14 protein-coding genes are annotated in these 13,778 nt (G+C 42.7%); 11 read left to right on the forward strand and 3 right to left on the reverse strand.

Translation table 11 applies throughout. The features are described from left to right. Positions 1 to 231 precede the first annotated feature (231 nt). The 3 genes from AC5JPO_RS09495 to AC5JPO_RS09505 all read right to left on the reverse strand — a co-directional run bounded on the left by AC5JPO_RS09495 (position 232) and on the right by AC5JPO_RS09505 (position 2,631). Positions 232 to 1,053 (reverse strand): metal ABC transporter permease, encoded by an 822-nt coding sequence (locus tag AC5JPO_RS09495; protein WP_493852317.1) that lies wholly within the window; start codon positions 1,051 to 1,053, stop codon positions 232 to 234. Positions 1,054 to 1,154: 101 nt separating this feature from the next. Beyond that, positions 1,155 to 1,913: a metal ABC transporter ATP-binding protein gene (locus AC5JPO_RS09500; RefSeq protein ID WP_443526821.1), complete on the reverse strand. Its 759-nt coding sequence runs from the start codon at positions 1,911 to 1,913 to the stop codon at positions 1,155 to 1,157. Positions 1,914 to 2,076: 163 nt separating this feature from the next. Continuing rightward, positions 2,077 to 2,631, reverse strand: a complete 555-nt coding sequence (locus tag AC5JPO_RS09505; protein ID WP_443526727.1) for a transcriptional repressor — start codon at positions 2,629 to 2,631, stop codon at positions 2,077 to 2,079. Positions 2,632 to 2,906: 275 nt separating this feature from the next. On the opposite strand from AC5JPO_RS09505, the gene AC5JPO_RS09510 reads away from it, so the two are divergent. The 11 genes from AC5JPO_RS09510 to AC5JPO_RS09560 all read left to right on the forward strand — a co-directional run bounded on the left by AC5JPO_RS09510 (position 2,907) and on the right by AC5JPO_RS09560 (position 13,573). Beyond that, complete coding sequence (locus AC5JPO_RS09510; protein ID WP_443526726.1) at positions 2,907 to 3,791, forward strand: metal ABC transporter solute-binding protein, Zn/Mn family; 885 nt, start codon at positions 2,907 to 2,909, stop codon at positions 3,789 to 3,791. A 271-nt stretch (positions 3,792 to 4,062) separates the two neighbouring features. Beyond that, positions 4,063 to 4,461 (forward strand): ATP synthase subunit I, encoded by a 399-nt coding sequence (locus AC5JPO_RS09515; RefSeq protein ID WP_443526725.1) that lies wholly within the window; start codon positions 4,063 to 4,065, stop codon positions 4,459 to 4,461. Positions 4,462 to 5,135: 674 nt separating this feature from the next. After that, positions 5,136 to 6,002 (forward strand): F0F1 ATP synthase subunit A, encoded by an 867-nt coding sequence (atpB, locus tag AC5JPO_RS09520; RefSeq protein WP_443526724.1) that lies wholly within the window; start codon positions 5,136 to 5,138, stop codon positions 6,000 to 6,002. Between the two features lie 33 nt (positions 6,003 to 6,035). Beyond that, the gene (gene atpE, locus AC5JPO_RS09525) at positions 6,036 to 6,284 is read left to right on the forward strand and encodes a F0F1 ATP synthase subunit C (RefSeq protein ID WP_010197960.1); all 249 of its coding nucleotides are present in this window, start codon (positions 6,036 to 6,038) and stop codon (positions 6,282 to 6,284) included. 117 nt (positions 6,285 to 6,401) lie between these two features. Then, a complete protein-coding gene (locus AC5JPO_RS09530) occupies positions 6,402 to 6,872 on the forward strand; it encodes a F0F1 ATP synthase subunit B (RefSeq protein WP_493844142.1) in 471 nt (156 codons plus the stop codon). Positions 6,873 to 6,885: 13 nt separating this feature from the next. Then, positions 6,886 to 7,509, forward strand: a complete 624-nt coding sequence (locus AC5JPO_RS09535; RefSeq protein WP_443526721.1) for a F0F1 ATP synthase subunit delta — start codon at positions 6,886 to 6,888, stop codon at positions 7,507 to 7,509. Between the two features lie 96 nt (positions 7,510 to 7,605). Beyond that, on the forward strand, positions 7,606 to 9,150 hold the full coding sequence (gene atpA, locus AC5JPO_RS09540) for a F0F1 ATP synthase subunit alpha (protein WP_319052002.1): 1,545 nt from the start codon (positions 7,606 to 7,608) through the stop codon (positions 9,148 to 9,150). Positions 9,151 to 9,359: 209 nt separating this feature from the next. Continuing rightward, positions 9,360 to 10,241, forward strand: coding sequence for a F0F1 ATP synthase subunit gamma (gene atpG / locus AC5JPO_RS09545; RefSeq protein WP_443526718.1), 882 nt, complete (start codon positions 9,360 to 9,362; stop codon positions 10,239 to 10,241). A gap of 38 nt (positions 10,242 to 10,279) precedes the next feature. Continuing rightward, complete coding sequence (gene atpD / locus AC5JPO_RS09550) at positions 10,280 to 11,713, forward strand: F0F1 ATP synthase subunit beta (RefSeq protein ID WP_443526717.1); 1,434 nt, start codon at positions 10,280 to 10,282, stop codon at positions 11,711 to 11,713. A gap of 114 nt (positions 11,714 to 11,827) precedes the next feature. Then, positions 11,828 to 12,244, forward strand: coding sequence for a F0F1 ATP synthase subunit epsilon (locus AC5JPO_RS09555; RefSeq protein WP_261869167.1), 417 nt, complete (start codon positions 11,828 to 11,830; stop codon positions 12,242 to 12,244). A gap of 612 nt (positions 12,245 to 12,856) precedes the next feature. Continuing rightward, positions 12,857 to 13,573, forward strand: a complete 717-nt coding sequence (locus tag AC5JPO_RS09560) for a response regulator (protein ID WP_058023509.1) — start codon at positions 12,857 to 12,859, stop codon at positions 13,571 to 13,573. The last annotated feature ends 205 nt before the right edge of the window (positions 13,574 to 13,778 follow it).

Below are 13,778 nucleotides of genomic sequence, written 5' to 3' on the forward strand. Positions count from 1 at the left end.
AATGGTCATTGTGAGAACGAGTGTGGATAAATGATCTACTATTTTTAATGGTACATGTGCCTATTATAACGGTTATCAACACCGATTGGTGACGAGTCACAATAGTGAATCGCGACGCGCAGTGGTAAACCAATTTTATAACATAAAGCCAGTTAAAGCTCTAGTAATATTGGTGAAATAAAGTTGAACAAAGTTTCTAGAAATCTTCATTACAGCCTGAACGCCAATGAACTATGGATGACGTGCTGAACGAAATTTTATTTTGGTTAGCTTCGAAAAAATCAGAGCGATAAAAAATAAAGCTGCTAATATCAATACAATAGAGAGGCCCGTTTGAATATCTAACCAGATACTTCCCCATACACCCAGTGTCACCCCCAGCTGAGCGATGATAAATGCGATAATCACCATTTGTTTTGGTGATGATGACCATAAGCGGGCAGTCAATGCAGGCAATACCAGTAGCCCACTGATTAATAAGCTACCAACGGCTTGTAAAGCAACGGCACAGAACCCTGCAAGTAAGCCCATAAAAAACAGCCGCTGACGGGTCGGATTAATACCTTGGATACGCGCCAATGCCTCGTGGGTGGCCAGTTTGATTTGAGCGGGCCAAATATAACTGAGCAGGCTTAAGCCTACGAGTGCGCACCCTGCGAGTAGGGGCAACTCATCCCAACCAAGCTCCAGTAAATTACCGAATAAAAAACCAAGCACATTGGCTTGTTGGTCTGTCAGCTGGGTCAAGGTCAACAAACCCAAACACAGCAATGACACCGCAACAACGGCCAACACTGCATCAGCAGGCAAACGCTCATCATCAATCAAAACCAGCCCTAACACTACTGCGATACTGACTAACGCAACGCCAATTCCCATTGGCATCTGCCACCAAGCTGCTAGAGCTACGCCCAGCAAAGTACCATGTGCTAACGCATCAGCAAAAAAGGCCATACGTCGCCACAATACCAAACAACCTAAAGGTGCCGATAGTAGCGCTAAAATACTGCCAGCGATCCAAGCAGGAGCGATAATAGCTAACCATGAGGTCATAATAAATATCCATGAAATTTTATAGAGCTTAATACTGCACTGCTAAATGTCAAAACATTGAAACCAATACAGCTAAGCTATAGAGTATGTGATGCTAAGGGTTATAGTTCGAGCTCGTTTGGTGCATGGTGCTGGCAAGCATGTGGCTGATGCACGTAAGGTTGTTCATAATAATGACCAAACAACTTTTTAAACTCGGTACTGATGGCTAGCTCGCTGGGTTTTCCTTCGCAGCAAATATGCTTATTGAGACAGATAACACGTCGACTGCCTCTCATAACCCAGTGCAAATCATGGGATATCACCAACATGGCACAACGTAAAAAATCTGGCAATTTATCGATAAACTGATACAGCCAAACCTCTGTATCAGGGTCAAGCCCTTGCATAGGTTCATCCAGAATCAATAAGTTGGGTTTGTCTAACAATGCTCGGGCAAGCAACACTCGCTGCGCCTCTCCGCCCGATAAATGCAACATTTGTCGCGATAATAAGTGTGTTAACGATAAATTATCAAAGATAAACTGGCGCTGCTCAGCGGTAAGACGTTTTTTATCTGCTTGATCCAATAGGTCGCTGACTCGCAATGGCAATATTGGCGGTACGGTAAATCGCTGTGGTACGTAGCCAAGCTGTAGTGGTTGGTGTGCCGTGATGCTGCCTTTGGTCGGGTCAATTAAACCTAAGATGAGTTTGACCAGTGTAGATTTTCCAGCCCCGTTAGGCCCAACGAGACTCACGGTTTCGTTGGTTGCAATGTCGATATCAATGTTCGAGAGAAGACGTTGCGGCCCAATATAATAGCTGATATTGCGTAGGCTCAGCAGTTGACTAGCATCGTTCACAATATTTTTATCCATAATAGGGGCAACTGGCCGATTAGAGGGTAGGGTAGACAGGCTCATAATATGACAACAAATAGATAAGTAAAGGGGAGGGATAACCAGAATATAAGTGTTAAGAACCAATAGAACAGTATTAAAAGAAAGGTAGGCAGTATTGACGGGTCGCTGAATTTATATGTTACTGACAAGCCTGACACCGGCCACTGAGTTCGATCACGCTGCGCTCAACGACAAAGCCTACATCTTGCTCAGCAAAGCTCATCATCTCTTGTACCGGTAAACTACTACACTCTTGAACCCGCTGACACTGATCACATATTAAAAAGGCGGCCGTGTGCCGTGCTCTGGGATGACAGCAAGGAACATAAGCGTTGATAGACGTCAGCTGATGAATCAACCCTTCGCTCAACAAAAACTCTAAGCTGCGATAAACGGTTGGTGGCGCAACGTTTTTGGGGGTGCGCTTCTTAACAGCTGGTTCGTCCACAGGCGTCTTCGATATATCATCTGTTTCAGACAGTCGCATTTGCTGTAATTGAGTGATTAAGTCATAAGCGCCAACAGGTTGATCAGATTCTAGTACCAACTGGTATATCTGCTGGCGTAGCGGCGTAAACCGTGCCCCATTCAAGCGGCAGTGCTCCTTTGCGGCTAGCAATCGCTCAGTAACGTCATGCGCAGTCAAATCTTGCACATCATGCAAATGCTCACAGAGTGACGGAGTAGTAGACATAGTATAGGCTCCTAAAAATAGCATGGTAATCGTATGACGTTTTTTATGATAGCGTTTTTTGTTGTTATAGTATAACATAATAAAGCTGAAACTATAACTACAGATCCGAATCAGCTGTTTTAAAGCCGCTACAGACAGCCAGACACGCTGTTCCCATATGTGTGTCTCCTTCTTAAAAGGAGCCTTACAATAAAAACGATGATTCGCATTGTGGTTACTTGTTAACTAAAGAACGACTTTAAATAAAGAATGACTCATTAACCAAAGAGCTTGCTATGAACGCTATTGTTACTTATTTTCGACGCTCAATCATCATGCTACAACGCTTACTGATTACAGGACTAGTGATAGGATCTTTTACATTAAGTACGCAAGCTGCGACGGTCAGTGTGAGCAACTATCCGATGTTTTTACTTAGTGAAGCGGTCACTGATGGCACACCATCGGCCAATAGAATTCTACAGGCAGGCGATGTTGGGCATCATGGTAGCGTTAGTCCAAGTGATATGAAAGCTATTAAAGACAGTAAATTTGTTGTTTGGTTTGGGCCTGCATTAGAAAATAGTCTAACGGGTAGTTTGAAAAATGCACCCAACGCCATTGCTATGTTTGAGTTTGATGCCTTTAACCGTTATCCGCTGCGTGATGTAAAAGGCGAGGCGATTGAAGGTACGCTAGATCCGCACATTTGGCTCGATCCTGAAAATGCCAAAGCCATTACCCGTGCACTAGCTGTGATTCATAGCCATGCTAATCCAGAGCATGCAAGTACTTATCAAGCCAATGTCAAAAAGTTTGCTGAACGTATGGATAAAGCCGTTGCTGACGTACAGCAAGGCACACAGACAGATCGCCCTTACTGGGTATATCATGACGCTTATCAATATATTGAAAAAGCGGCGCATATAAAATTAGCAGGTAGTCTAAGCCCCGATCATCATATCTCTCCAAAAGCCAGCCAGCTACTTTGGTTAAATAAAAACCGTCCTGTTGAGCAAATGTGTATGGTCAACCAAGGTAGTGTTTCAAAAGGTTTGCTTGCTAAGTTACAGCCAGTTAATACAACCATCCAAGTCGAAGATATGAGCAACAACAGCGAAGATTTTGTTAGCAGTTGGCAAACTATGGCCCAGCAAATCAATCAATGTATAACATCATAAACGTGATATACACTACACCACGGGTCATATAGAGATGTTCAAGTAATGGCGTGATTTGATTTTGATAGATGAAAACACGCCATCGTCGTAAGTCTGTGAGTTAGGTGACTGATAAAGGTCATATTTTACTTGCTTAATAGTAATGGTCTCCTTATAATAAGTGGCGTTTTATTTTGGTTTAAAGGTAATGCCTGTAGAGTAAGTCATTCACGGATAAAAATATGGCAAGTATGCTATATTGTCCCAATGCTGAAAGGCTATAGGAATATCGATGACCAAGCCTGCCAAACGCACGCAAAAAGATAAGATTGGCATCTATATCAAACGGCAAGCATGGATATTGTTTATTTTTATCATTGTTGCTTGGATGGTAGATACTACTTGGTTACGTAGTGAGCTTACAGTAGCAAAAAGCGCCGCAATCGGGGCATTGCTCAGTTTCACGACTCAAGCCGTATTTGCTTTTTTTATCTTTTGGTACACAGGATATCGCGCGCGCCAACATATCGTTAGCCAGCTATATCGAGGTCAGATGGCAAAGTGGCTGTTGACCGTGTTTGGTTTCGCACTAATTTTTATTACCGTACAACCCCTATCTGCGCCTGCGTTGTTTATCGGTTTTATGGTAATGCAAATTAGTCACAGTTGGATGTTGTGGCATATACGCTAGCGCTAATAAATGATTAGATGATTTATTAATAGTACTGGCAAGTCACCCTGCCGTCCAACTTCTCTATGACTAGTTCGGAAAGTCAAAGCACAAAACTGTCTTATGGCAGCACTAATGATCATGAAGACCGAAGTATGAGCCTCTACGTTAGGCGCAGTATGCAACGACACAATGATAGGGTAGGGCGGACGCAGCCATAACTGTCATTAATAATGAACTTTTTACAGTTTAATTATGAACGAAAAGCTATATTAGCAATCGTTGTTGTCAGCTAACTTATTCATACAATGGATAATAAGATCATAATAGACTTTACACGAATACAACGCTGCATTAATATAGGCAGCTAAATATTTTGCTTATAAACGCTACATTGAGCGTCGGTCGTAAAAACGGCCAATAGGCAAGCACATGTATAATAATTTTGCGTATAAAAATGCAAGGGCTATTACTGAGTTATCATAAGCCCTTTTTTGATAGCTAAAATTTATGTCACGCTATCAGATATAGCATTAGCAATAGAACTATGGGTTGGATGTTATTGGTTACATGGGCGCTTTAGTATGATTTATTTGCTTGCTTAATAGCACCACAAATAAAAACGCTAAACCCATCAGATGACAACCATATTTTTGGTAGTTGATTAAATCGTTGATTAATAAGAAGCTTACATTATGGCATCCGAGCAAACATCATCAGAATATATCTCTCACCACTTAACGAACTGGACGTACGGCTACTTGCCGGGCGAAGGTTGGAAAGTTGCCTACAATGCTGAAGAAGCAGGGTTAATGGGCTTTAATGCTATCCATCTTGATTCTATGCTATGGTCAATCGGTCTAGGAATCTTATTTTGTGCCGTCTTTTGGATGGTTGCCAAAAAAGTAACCTCAGGCGTACCAGGTAAAACTCAAGCAGCGGTTGAGATGATCGTTGAGTTTGTTGATAACAACGTTCGTGATTCTTACAGTGGTACCTCAAAATTGATCGCGCCACTGGCGTTGACTATTTTTGTCTGGATCTTCTTGATGAACTTGATGGATTTGATACCGGTTGACTTTATTCCAGGTCTAGCTGGACAGATCGGTGCCGCTATGGGCCATGATCCAGATCATGTTTTCTTCAAGATTGTTCCAACGACTGACCCTAACATTACGCTTGGCATGTCGTTCTCTGTCTTTGCACTGATTATCTTTTATAGCATTAAAGAAAAAGGTTTGGGCGGCTTTATCGGTGAGTTAACACTACATCCGTTTGGTGCCAAAAACCCAATCGTACAAGCGATTTTGATCCCGATCAACTTCATCCTAGAAGCAGTTACTCTAATAGCTAAGCCTGTATCACTTGGTCTACGTCTATTCGGTAACATGTATGCTGGGGAATTGATTTTCATACTGATTGCTCTAATGCCATTTTGGATTCAATGGGCGTTATCGGTACCGTGGGCTATCTTCCACATCTTAGTTATTACACTTCAAGCGTTCGTATTCATGATGCTGACGATAGTTTATATGTCGCTTGCATCATCAACTGAACATTAATTAGACATTCAATAGGTAAATGAGGATACATCAATGGATCCAGTATTAGGTGGTTACACAGTTATCGCAGTAGCACTACTTATCGGTCTTGGCGCACTTGGCACAGGTATTGGTTTTGCTATTCTAGGTGGCAAATTCTTAGAAGGTGTTGCACGTCAACCAGAGCTTGGCTCACAGTTGCAAACTCGTATGTTCATCGTAGCAGGTCTTCTTGATGCTATTCCGATGATCGGTGTTGGTATTGCTATGCTATTGTTGTTCGCTAACCCTCTAGCAGGTTAATCCGAAAGCTCAGTTGTAAATGTTTGGTACTCAAGAATTTTCTATCACATATAGTCAAGATTTGACTGCCAAACATGATCAATGAAACTGATTTTTCATTAACAAAGAGGTGATCACGTGAATATCAATTTTACCCTCGTCGGTCAAGCCATTGCTTTTGCAATATTTGTGGTTTTTTGCATGAAATTCGTGTGGCCACCACTTATCGGTGCCATCAATGAGCGTCAGCGTAAAATCGCAGATGGCTTAAATGCCGCAGAAAAAGCAAAAGCAGATTTGGCGACCGCGGAGCAAAGTGTCCAGCAGGAACTTGATCTTGCAAAGACCAAGGCTGCTGCATTAATCGAGCAAGCCAACAAAAGTGCTAATCAGCTTGTCGAAGATGCAAAATCGCAAGCCCAAGCGGAAGGCGAGCGTATTCGTCAACAAGCTCAAGCATCTATTGATCAAGAAATCAATCAAGCACGTGAATCATTACGTGCCCAAGTTGCTGAGCTGGCTGTACTTGGTGCAGAAAAGATTTTGCAAGACAAAGTCGATGCGCAAAAACATGCCAGTATGTTAGACCAACTGGCGGCGAAGCTGTAATTGTGAGGATATAATGGCTGACTTATCAACCTTAGCACGACCGTACGCTAAAGCCGCGTTTGACTATGCCAACGAAAACGGCGCAGTAAATGAGTGGGAAAACTTCTTGCTTGTTGCTAGCACTGTTGTCGATGACAAGTCGTTCAGTACTTGGCTAGACAATCCAGCTGTTTCTGCTGAGCATAAGTCAGCTGCTTTGGTCGATCTTTATGATACGCAAGTAGCTAGCGCTAATGACTCTGCTCTTAAGCAGTTATTAGATGATGCTCAAGGTAATAACCTTGGCAGCAACGCCAGCTATCCAAAAGTATCAGTAGCACTTAGCAATTTCGTTAAACAGTTATCAGAACAAGAGCGTCTAGCGCTGCTTCCTGAAGTTTATGAGCATTATCGCCGTCATAAGGCAGTAAGCTTAAAGCAGCTTGACGCATATGTGACCTCTGCTTATCCATTGACTGATGAACAGCGTCAAATGCTACAAACGCGTCTTGCTACCTCGCTAAATGCGAGTGTAGTGATTCACGAAACAGTTGATCCAAGCCTATTGGCAGGCGCTACAATCAAAGTCGGTGATAAAGTCATTGATGATTCGATGCGCGGCAAGTTACAACAGTTAAAAACACAGCTAACTGCCTAATGCCATGTATCGGCGCAGACATATAATACAATCTGCGTGATAGTAAGAGCATTTAAGTCAGTGGGCGGGTTATCATAAATTAAAGGAAACAAGGCAATGCAACAATTGAATCCAGCGGAAATCAGTAACCTGATTAAGCAGCGTATTCAAGACCTTGATGCGGGTGCAACTGCAAAGAATGAAGGCACGATTGTCAAAGTATCTGACGGTATCGTGCAGATTCATGGTCTTGAAGATGCCATGTACGGCGAAATGATTGAGTTTGAAGGTGAAGTCTATGGAATGGCGCTTAACTTAGAGCGTGATTCTGTTGGTGCAGTAGTACTAGGTGACTTCCTAAAGTTACAAGAAGGTCAAAAAGCCTATTGTACTGGTCGCATTCTTGAAGTACCCGTAGGTCCTGAGCTGCTAGGCCGTGTTGTTGATGCTTTGGGTAATCCTATTGATGGCAAAGGTCCTATCGATGCCAAAATGACTGACAAAGTCGAAAAGATCGCTCCAGGCGTTATCGATCGTCAGTCAGTAGATCAGCCAGTAATGACCGGTTATAAAGCCGTTGATACCATGATTCCAATCGGTCGTGGTCAGCGTGAGCTTATCATTGGTGACCGTCAGACTGGTAAAACAGCGATGGCTATCGATGCGATCATCGCACAGAAATCATCTGGCATTAAGTGCGTGTACGTGGCTATCGGTCAGAAACGTTCGACCATCGCTAACGTGGTACGTAAACTTGAGCAAACTGGTGCATTAGAATATACCACTGTTGTGGTTGCTTCAGCATCAGAGCCTGCCGCACTACAGTATATCGCACCGTACTCAGGTTGTACGATGGGCGAATACTTCCGTGACCGCGGCGAAGATGCATTGATTGTATTTGATGATTTATCAAAGCAAGCGGTTGCTTATCGTCAGATTTCACTATTGCTACGTCGTCCGCCAGGTCGTGAAGCTTATCCTGGTGATGTATTCTATTTACACTCACGTTTACTTGAGCGTGCATCACGCGTAAACGCTGATTATGTAGAAAAGTTCACTAACGGTGAAGTGAAAGGTAAAACTGGTTCTTTAACCGCATTGCCTATTATTGAAACCCAAGCCGGTGACGTTTCTGCATTCGTACCGACTAACGTGATCTCAATCACTGATGGTCAGATCTTCCTAGAGTCTAGTTTATTCGCTTCAGGTATCCGTCCAGCAGTCAACGCTGGTATCTCGGTATCTCGTGTGGGCGGGGCCGCTCAGACTAAGATCATCAAAAAGCTATCTGGTGGTATTCGTACTGCTCTAGCTCAGTATCGTGAACTAGCAGCATTTGCTCAGTTTGCCTCAGATCTTGATGACGCAACTCGCGAACAGCTTGATCATGGTGAGCGTGTAACTGAATTGATGAAGCAGAAGCAATACCAGCCGATGTCAATCTCTGAGCAAGCAGCCGTTATCTATGCTTCAAACGAAGGCTTCTTAGCTGACGTTCCTGTTGAAAAGATTGGTTCTTTTGAAGAAGCATACTTGCGCTATATGCATGATGAGCAAAGTGAATTGATGCGTGAGATTGATGACACTGCGAACTACAATGATGATATCGCAGGTCGTTTAAAGTCAGCGTTAGAGACCTTTAAACAAAATCACAGTTATTAATTTAACGGGTTAAGCCGAAATGGTTATAACTGTCGTTTGAAAAGTGGCGCGTTGTCTGACTAGATATTTGCGCCACTGTTTTAACCATTACCGGTATTAGATCGCGTAATGCCACAAGATATAAAATGTTATTCTATAAGAGTGATGTTGCATATCAAATGATTGTCGCATGCGCCAATGCTTTTTAACCCTCTTATATTGGAATCATTATGGCAAGCTTAAAAGAGATACGTGCCAAAGTCACCAGTATTAAAAGCACCCAGAAAATTACTCGTGCTATGCAAATGGTAGCGGCAAGTAAGATGCGCCGTGCTCAAGAGCGCATGGAAGTGGGTCGCCCGTATGCTGATAGTATGCGCCGGGTTATTTCACATTTGGTGCATGCCTCATCAGACTACAAACATCCGTATATGGTATCGCGTCCAGTCAATAAGGTTGGCTATATCGTCATTACCTCTGACCGTGGCCTAGCGGGTGGCTTGAATATTAACCTATTCAAAGCTTTATCTAAAAGTATCCAAGATTATCAAGATCAGTCAGTACAAGCTGAGTTTGCAGTCATCGGTGCCAAAGGTGTGAGCTTCTTCAAAAATTTTGGTGGTAAAGTCACATCGGCTGTGACCGATTATGGCGATAAACCAACGTTTGAGCAGTTGAATGCACCAGTTCAAGCGATGCTTGAAGACTATAGTAACGGCAATATTGACCGTATCTATGTGGTCTATAACCGATTCGTCAATGCGATGACTCAGAAACCAACGGTCAATCAGTTGGTTCCTCTACCAGAGCAGTCATTTGATGATGAAGACAGTGGTCTACAGACAGAACTTAGCTGGGATTATATCTACGAGCCTGATATCAAGACATTGATTGATGAATTGCTTGGTCGCTATATTGAGTCGATTGTTTATCAAGCGGTAATGGAAAACATTGCCTCTGAGCAGTCTTCACGTATGGTTGCGATGAAAGCGGCAACAGATAATGCTGGTGACCTTATTAACGATTTACAGTTGGTTTATAACAAGCTGCGTCAAGCGGCGATTACCCGAGAAATCTCGGAAATCGTTGGCGGTGCTGCTGCTGTTTCATAATTGACTACACCTATATATAGAAGTTCAAGGAGAACGCAATGAGTAGCGGTCGTATTGTACAGATTATTGGCGCGGTTCTTGACGTTGAGTTCAACCGTAATGAAGTTCCTCAGATTTTTGATGCCTTGCAAGTAGATGGTACCGAAACCACCCTAGAAGTACAGCAACAGCTGGGTGATGGTATTGTACGTACTATTGCAATGGGTTCAACCGAAGGCTTAAAGCGTAACCTACCTGTTACCAACACTGGTGCACCGATTTCTGTGCCTGTAGGTACTGGTACGCTAGGTCGCATCATGGATGTTCTTGGTCGTCCTATCGATGAAGAAGGTCCTGTTGCTGCTGACGAAAAATGGTCTATCCACCGTGAAGCGCCAAGCTACGCGGATCAGTCAAACAGCACTGAGCTGCTAGAGACTGGTATTAAAGTTATTGATCTACTTTGCCCGTTCGCTAAAGGTGGTAAAGTTGGTCTATTTGGTGGTGCTGGTGTTGGTAAAACCGTTAACATGATGGAGCTGATCAACAACATCGCTCTAAAACATGAAGGTTTGTCAGTATTTGCGGGCGTCGGTGAGCGTACTCGTGAAGGTAACGATTTCTATCACGAAATGCAGGAAGCTGGCGTTGTAAACACTGAAGACTTTAGTAAGTCTAAAGTAGCAATGGTATATGGCCAGATGAATGAGCCACCGGGTAACCGTTTACGTGTTGCACTGTCTGGTTTGACTATGGCTGAGTACTTCCGTGATACCAAAGATCCTGCCACTGGCAAAGGTCGTGACGTATTATTGTTTGTTGATAACATCTATCGCTATACACTAGCCGGTACAGAAGTATCAGCCCTGCTTGGTCGTATGCCATCAGCGGTTGGTTATCAGCCAACACTAGCTGAAGAGATGGGTATGCTGCAAGAGCGTATTACGTCAACTCAGTCAGGTTCTATCACGTCAGTTCAGGCGGTATATGTACCAGCGGATGATTTGACTGATCCATCACCTGCTACAACGTTTGCTCACTTGGATGCAACGGTCGTACTAAGCCGTGATATCGCATCACAAGGTATCTATCCTGCGGTTGATCCACTCGATTCAACGTCACGTCAGCTAGATCCACAAGTGATCGGCGAAGAGCATTACAATGTTGCTCGTGGTGTTCAGGAAGTTCTACAGCGTTATAAAGAGCTTAAAGACATCATCGCTATCTTGGGTATGGACGAGTTATCAGAAGAAGATAAACTGGTTGTTTATCGTGCTCGTAAGATTCAGCGCTTCTTGTCTCAGCCATTCCACGTTGCTGAAGTCTTCACTGGTGCACCTGGTAAATACGTACCATTACGCGATACTATTGCTAGCTTCAAAGCAATCATCGCTGGTGAATACGATGACCTACCAGAACAGGCATTCTACATGGCTGGTAGCATCGATGAAGTTGTCGCTAAAGCTGAAAAAATGAAGTCTTCTGCAGCGTAAGCTGTATGAGCATGAGCTAATGAGTAGATACAACATAACTCTTGTATCTACTCTTCAGTAACGCATCGCAGTTTTACTGTTTTTTGATCGCGCTTTGATGGTAAGGAATTAAGTATGGCAACGTTACAATGTCGCGTCGTAAGTGCTCGTGAAGAGTTGTATTCAGGCGAAATTAGCATGTTAATAGCTACTGGTACCGAAGGCGAGATTGGTGTATTGCCAGGTCACACACCGCTTATTACTTTGTTAAAGCCAGGTGCAATGCGAGTGCAAACACCAAACGGTGAAGAAGAAATAATTTATGTCTCAGGTGGTGTATTAGAAGTACAACCTAAGATGGTTACCGTATTGGCTGACACCGCTATGCGTGCAAGCAATCTTGATGAAAGTAAGATTGTCGAAGCTCGCAAGAAAGCTGAGCAAATGCTAGTAAACCAGTCTGATACACTACAGACTAATGCAGCTTTAGCCTCACTTGCAGAGTCAGTAGGACAGCTACAGACTATTCGCAAGTACAAAAATCGCGTGTAATTTATCACTGTTAGTTATAGATAATAATCTGAAGCTAACAGTGTAGTTGAAGACAGAAAGCAGTCCATTATATGGGCTGCTTTTTTATGTCTGTCAGTTTGAATTTGCCAATGCTATGGCTGCTACTTTTACTTATATCAGTGTTTGGACAGATAAGTATTTTATGAGCCTCCGTTAATTATCGTTTGAGAACAAGATAATATTGAATTTCCTTAAAATGCCACTAGCAGTAAGGGTGATATGTGGTTATATTAGACTATGAAATATCGTAAGTATGGAGTGATACTGTGGTGCGTCTGTGCGATGTAAGACACTAACATTGGTTATTAAGATGCGCTCTGGTCGTAAGTATTTAACGAAAACTAAATTACTGCCTATTATTGAGATAGGTAGGATTATTCTTGGACGCAAACTAAAGTTTTATTAGAGGTAGTTTATAGGTTTTGTTAACGACTATCAGCTATAGTATAGGAAGCTGTAGGTTTAATAGTATACTGTGCTACCAAGTTTGTAACAGCTATACGAACATCAATTGTACCGCTTTATGGTGCTATTAATTTTACCGCTCTTACTTTTACTGCTTTTAAATTAGATGTATTAGAGGATATAACAATGACAACGACTGAAGAAGACAACACCCCCCGAATCCTGATTGTTGAAGATGATGAGCGTCTGGCCATGTTGACTCAAGATTACTTGGTCAAAAATGGTTTAGAAGTGGCAATTGAAACTGACGGTAACCGTGCTATTCGCCGCATTGTCAATGAACAACCAGATATGGTCGTACTTGATGTCATGCTACCTGGTAGCGACGGATTGACAGTTTGCCGTGAAGTTCGCCCGCACTATCAAAATCCTATTTTGATGCTGACTGCGCGTACCGAAGATATGGATCAAGTATTGGGTCTAGAGATGGGTGCTGATGATTATGTCGCCAAACCTGCTCAGCCGCGCGTATTGCTCGCTCGTATCCGTGCTTTATTACGTCGTTCAGAAAACGCACCATCAGAAGATGTGCCGCAGCGTTTAGAGTTTGGCGAGTTAGTCATTGACAACGGTGGTCGCTCAGTCAATCTAGGTGATGAGCTGGTTGATTTTACTAGCGCTGAATATGATCTATTGTGGTTACTTGCTTCTAACGCAGGTCGCATTTTATCTCGTGAAGATATCTTTGAGCGTCTACGTGGTATTGAGTATGATGGTCAGGATCGTTCAATTGATGTGCGTATTTCACGTATTCGTCCAAAAATCGGTGATGATCCAGAAAATCCAAAGCGTATCAAAACCGTACGTAGTAAAGGTTATCTGTTTGTGAAAGAAGGCAACTAAGATTACTGCATCTACGTAGTGATTAATTATTAGTCATTTTCGAAAAAAACCAGCATCTTTGCTGGTTTTTTTGTGGCTAAATTTTAACTTTTGAACTTAAATGCAGTGTTATGTGGTTTAATTAACCCATTATTATAGACACTGATCGAATATGGGTGACTTGTATCTATATTTGGGCGATTATTGCAGATTAATTAGACTGCAT

The sequence above is a fragment of the Psychrobacter sp. H25 genome, from assembly GCF_059076335.1.

Coding starts and splice junctions, on each gene's coding strand:
- AC5JPO_RS09535 (WP_443526721.1), top strand. CDS start 6,886: ATGGCTGACTTATCAACCTTAGCACGACCGTACGCTAAAGCCGCGTTT.
- AC5JPO_RS09495 (WP_493852317.1), bottom strand. CDS start 1,053: ATGACCTCATGGTTAGCTATTATCGCTCCTGCTTGGATCGCTGGCAGT.
- AC5JPO_RS09515 (WP_443526725.1), top strand. CDS start 4,063: ATGACCAAGCCTGCCAAACGCACGCAAAAAGATAAGATTGGCATCTAT.
- AC5JPO_RS09505 (WP_443526727.1), bottom strand. CDS start 2,631: ATGTCTACTACTCCGTCACTCTGTGAGCATTTGCATGATGTGCAAGAT.
- atpA (WP_319052002.1), top strand. CDS start 7,606: ATGCAACAATTGAATCCAGCGGAAATCAGTAACCTGATTAAGCAGCGT.
- atpB (WP_443526724.1), top strand. CDS start 5,136: ATGGCATCCGAGCAAACATCATCAGAATATATCTCTCACCACTTAACG.
- atpG (WP_443526718.1), top strand. CDS start 9,360: ATGGCAAGCTTAAAAGAGATACGTGCCAAAGTCACCAGTATTAAAAGC.
- atpD (WP_443526717.1), top strand. CDS start 10,280: ATGAGTAGCGGTCGTATTGTACAGATTATTGGCGCGGTTCTTGACGTT.
- AC5JPO_RS09560 (WP_058023509.1), top strand. CDS start 12,857: ATGACAACGACTGAAGAAGACAACACCCCCCGAATCCTGATTGTTGAA.
- AC5JPO_RS09555 (WP_261869167.1), top strand. CDS start 11,828: ATGGCAACGTTACAATGTCGCGTCGTAAGTGCTCGTGAAGAGTTGTAT.
- AC5JPO_RS09500 (WP_443526821.1), bottom strand. CDS start 1,913: ATGGATAAAAATATTGTGAACGATGCTAGTCAACTGCTGAGCCTACGC.
- AC5JPO_RS09510 (WP_443526726.1), top strand. CDS start 2,907: ATGAACGCTATTGTTACTTATTTTCGACGCTCAATCATCATGCTACAA.
- atpE (WP_010197960.1), top strand. CDS start 6,036: ATGGATCCAGTATTAGGTGGTTACACAGTTATCGCAGTAGCACTACTT.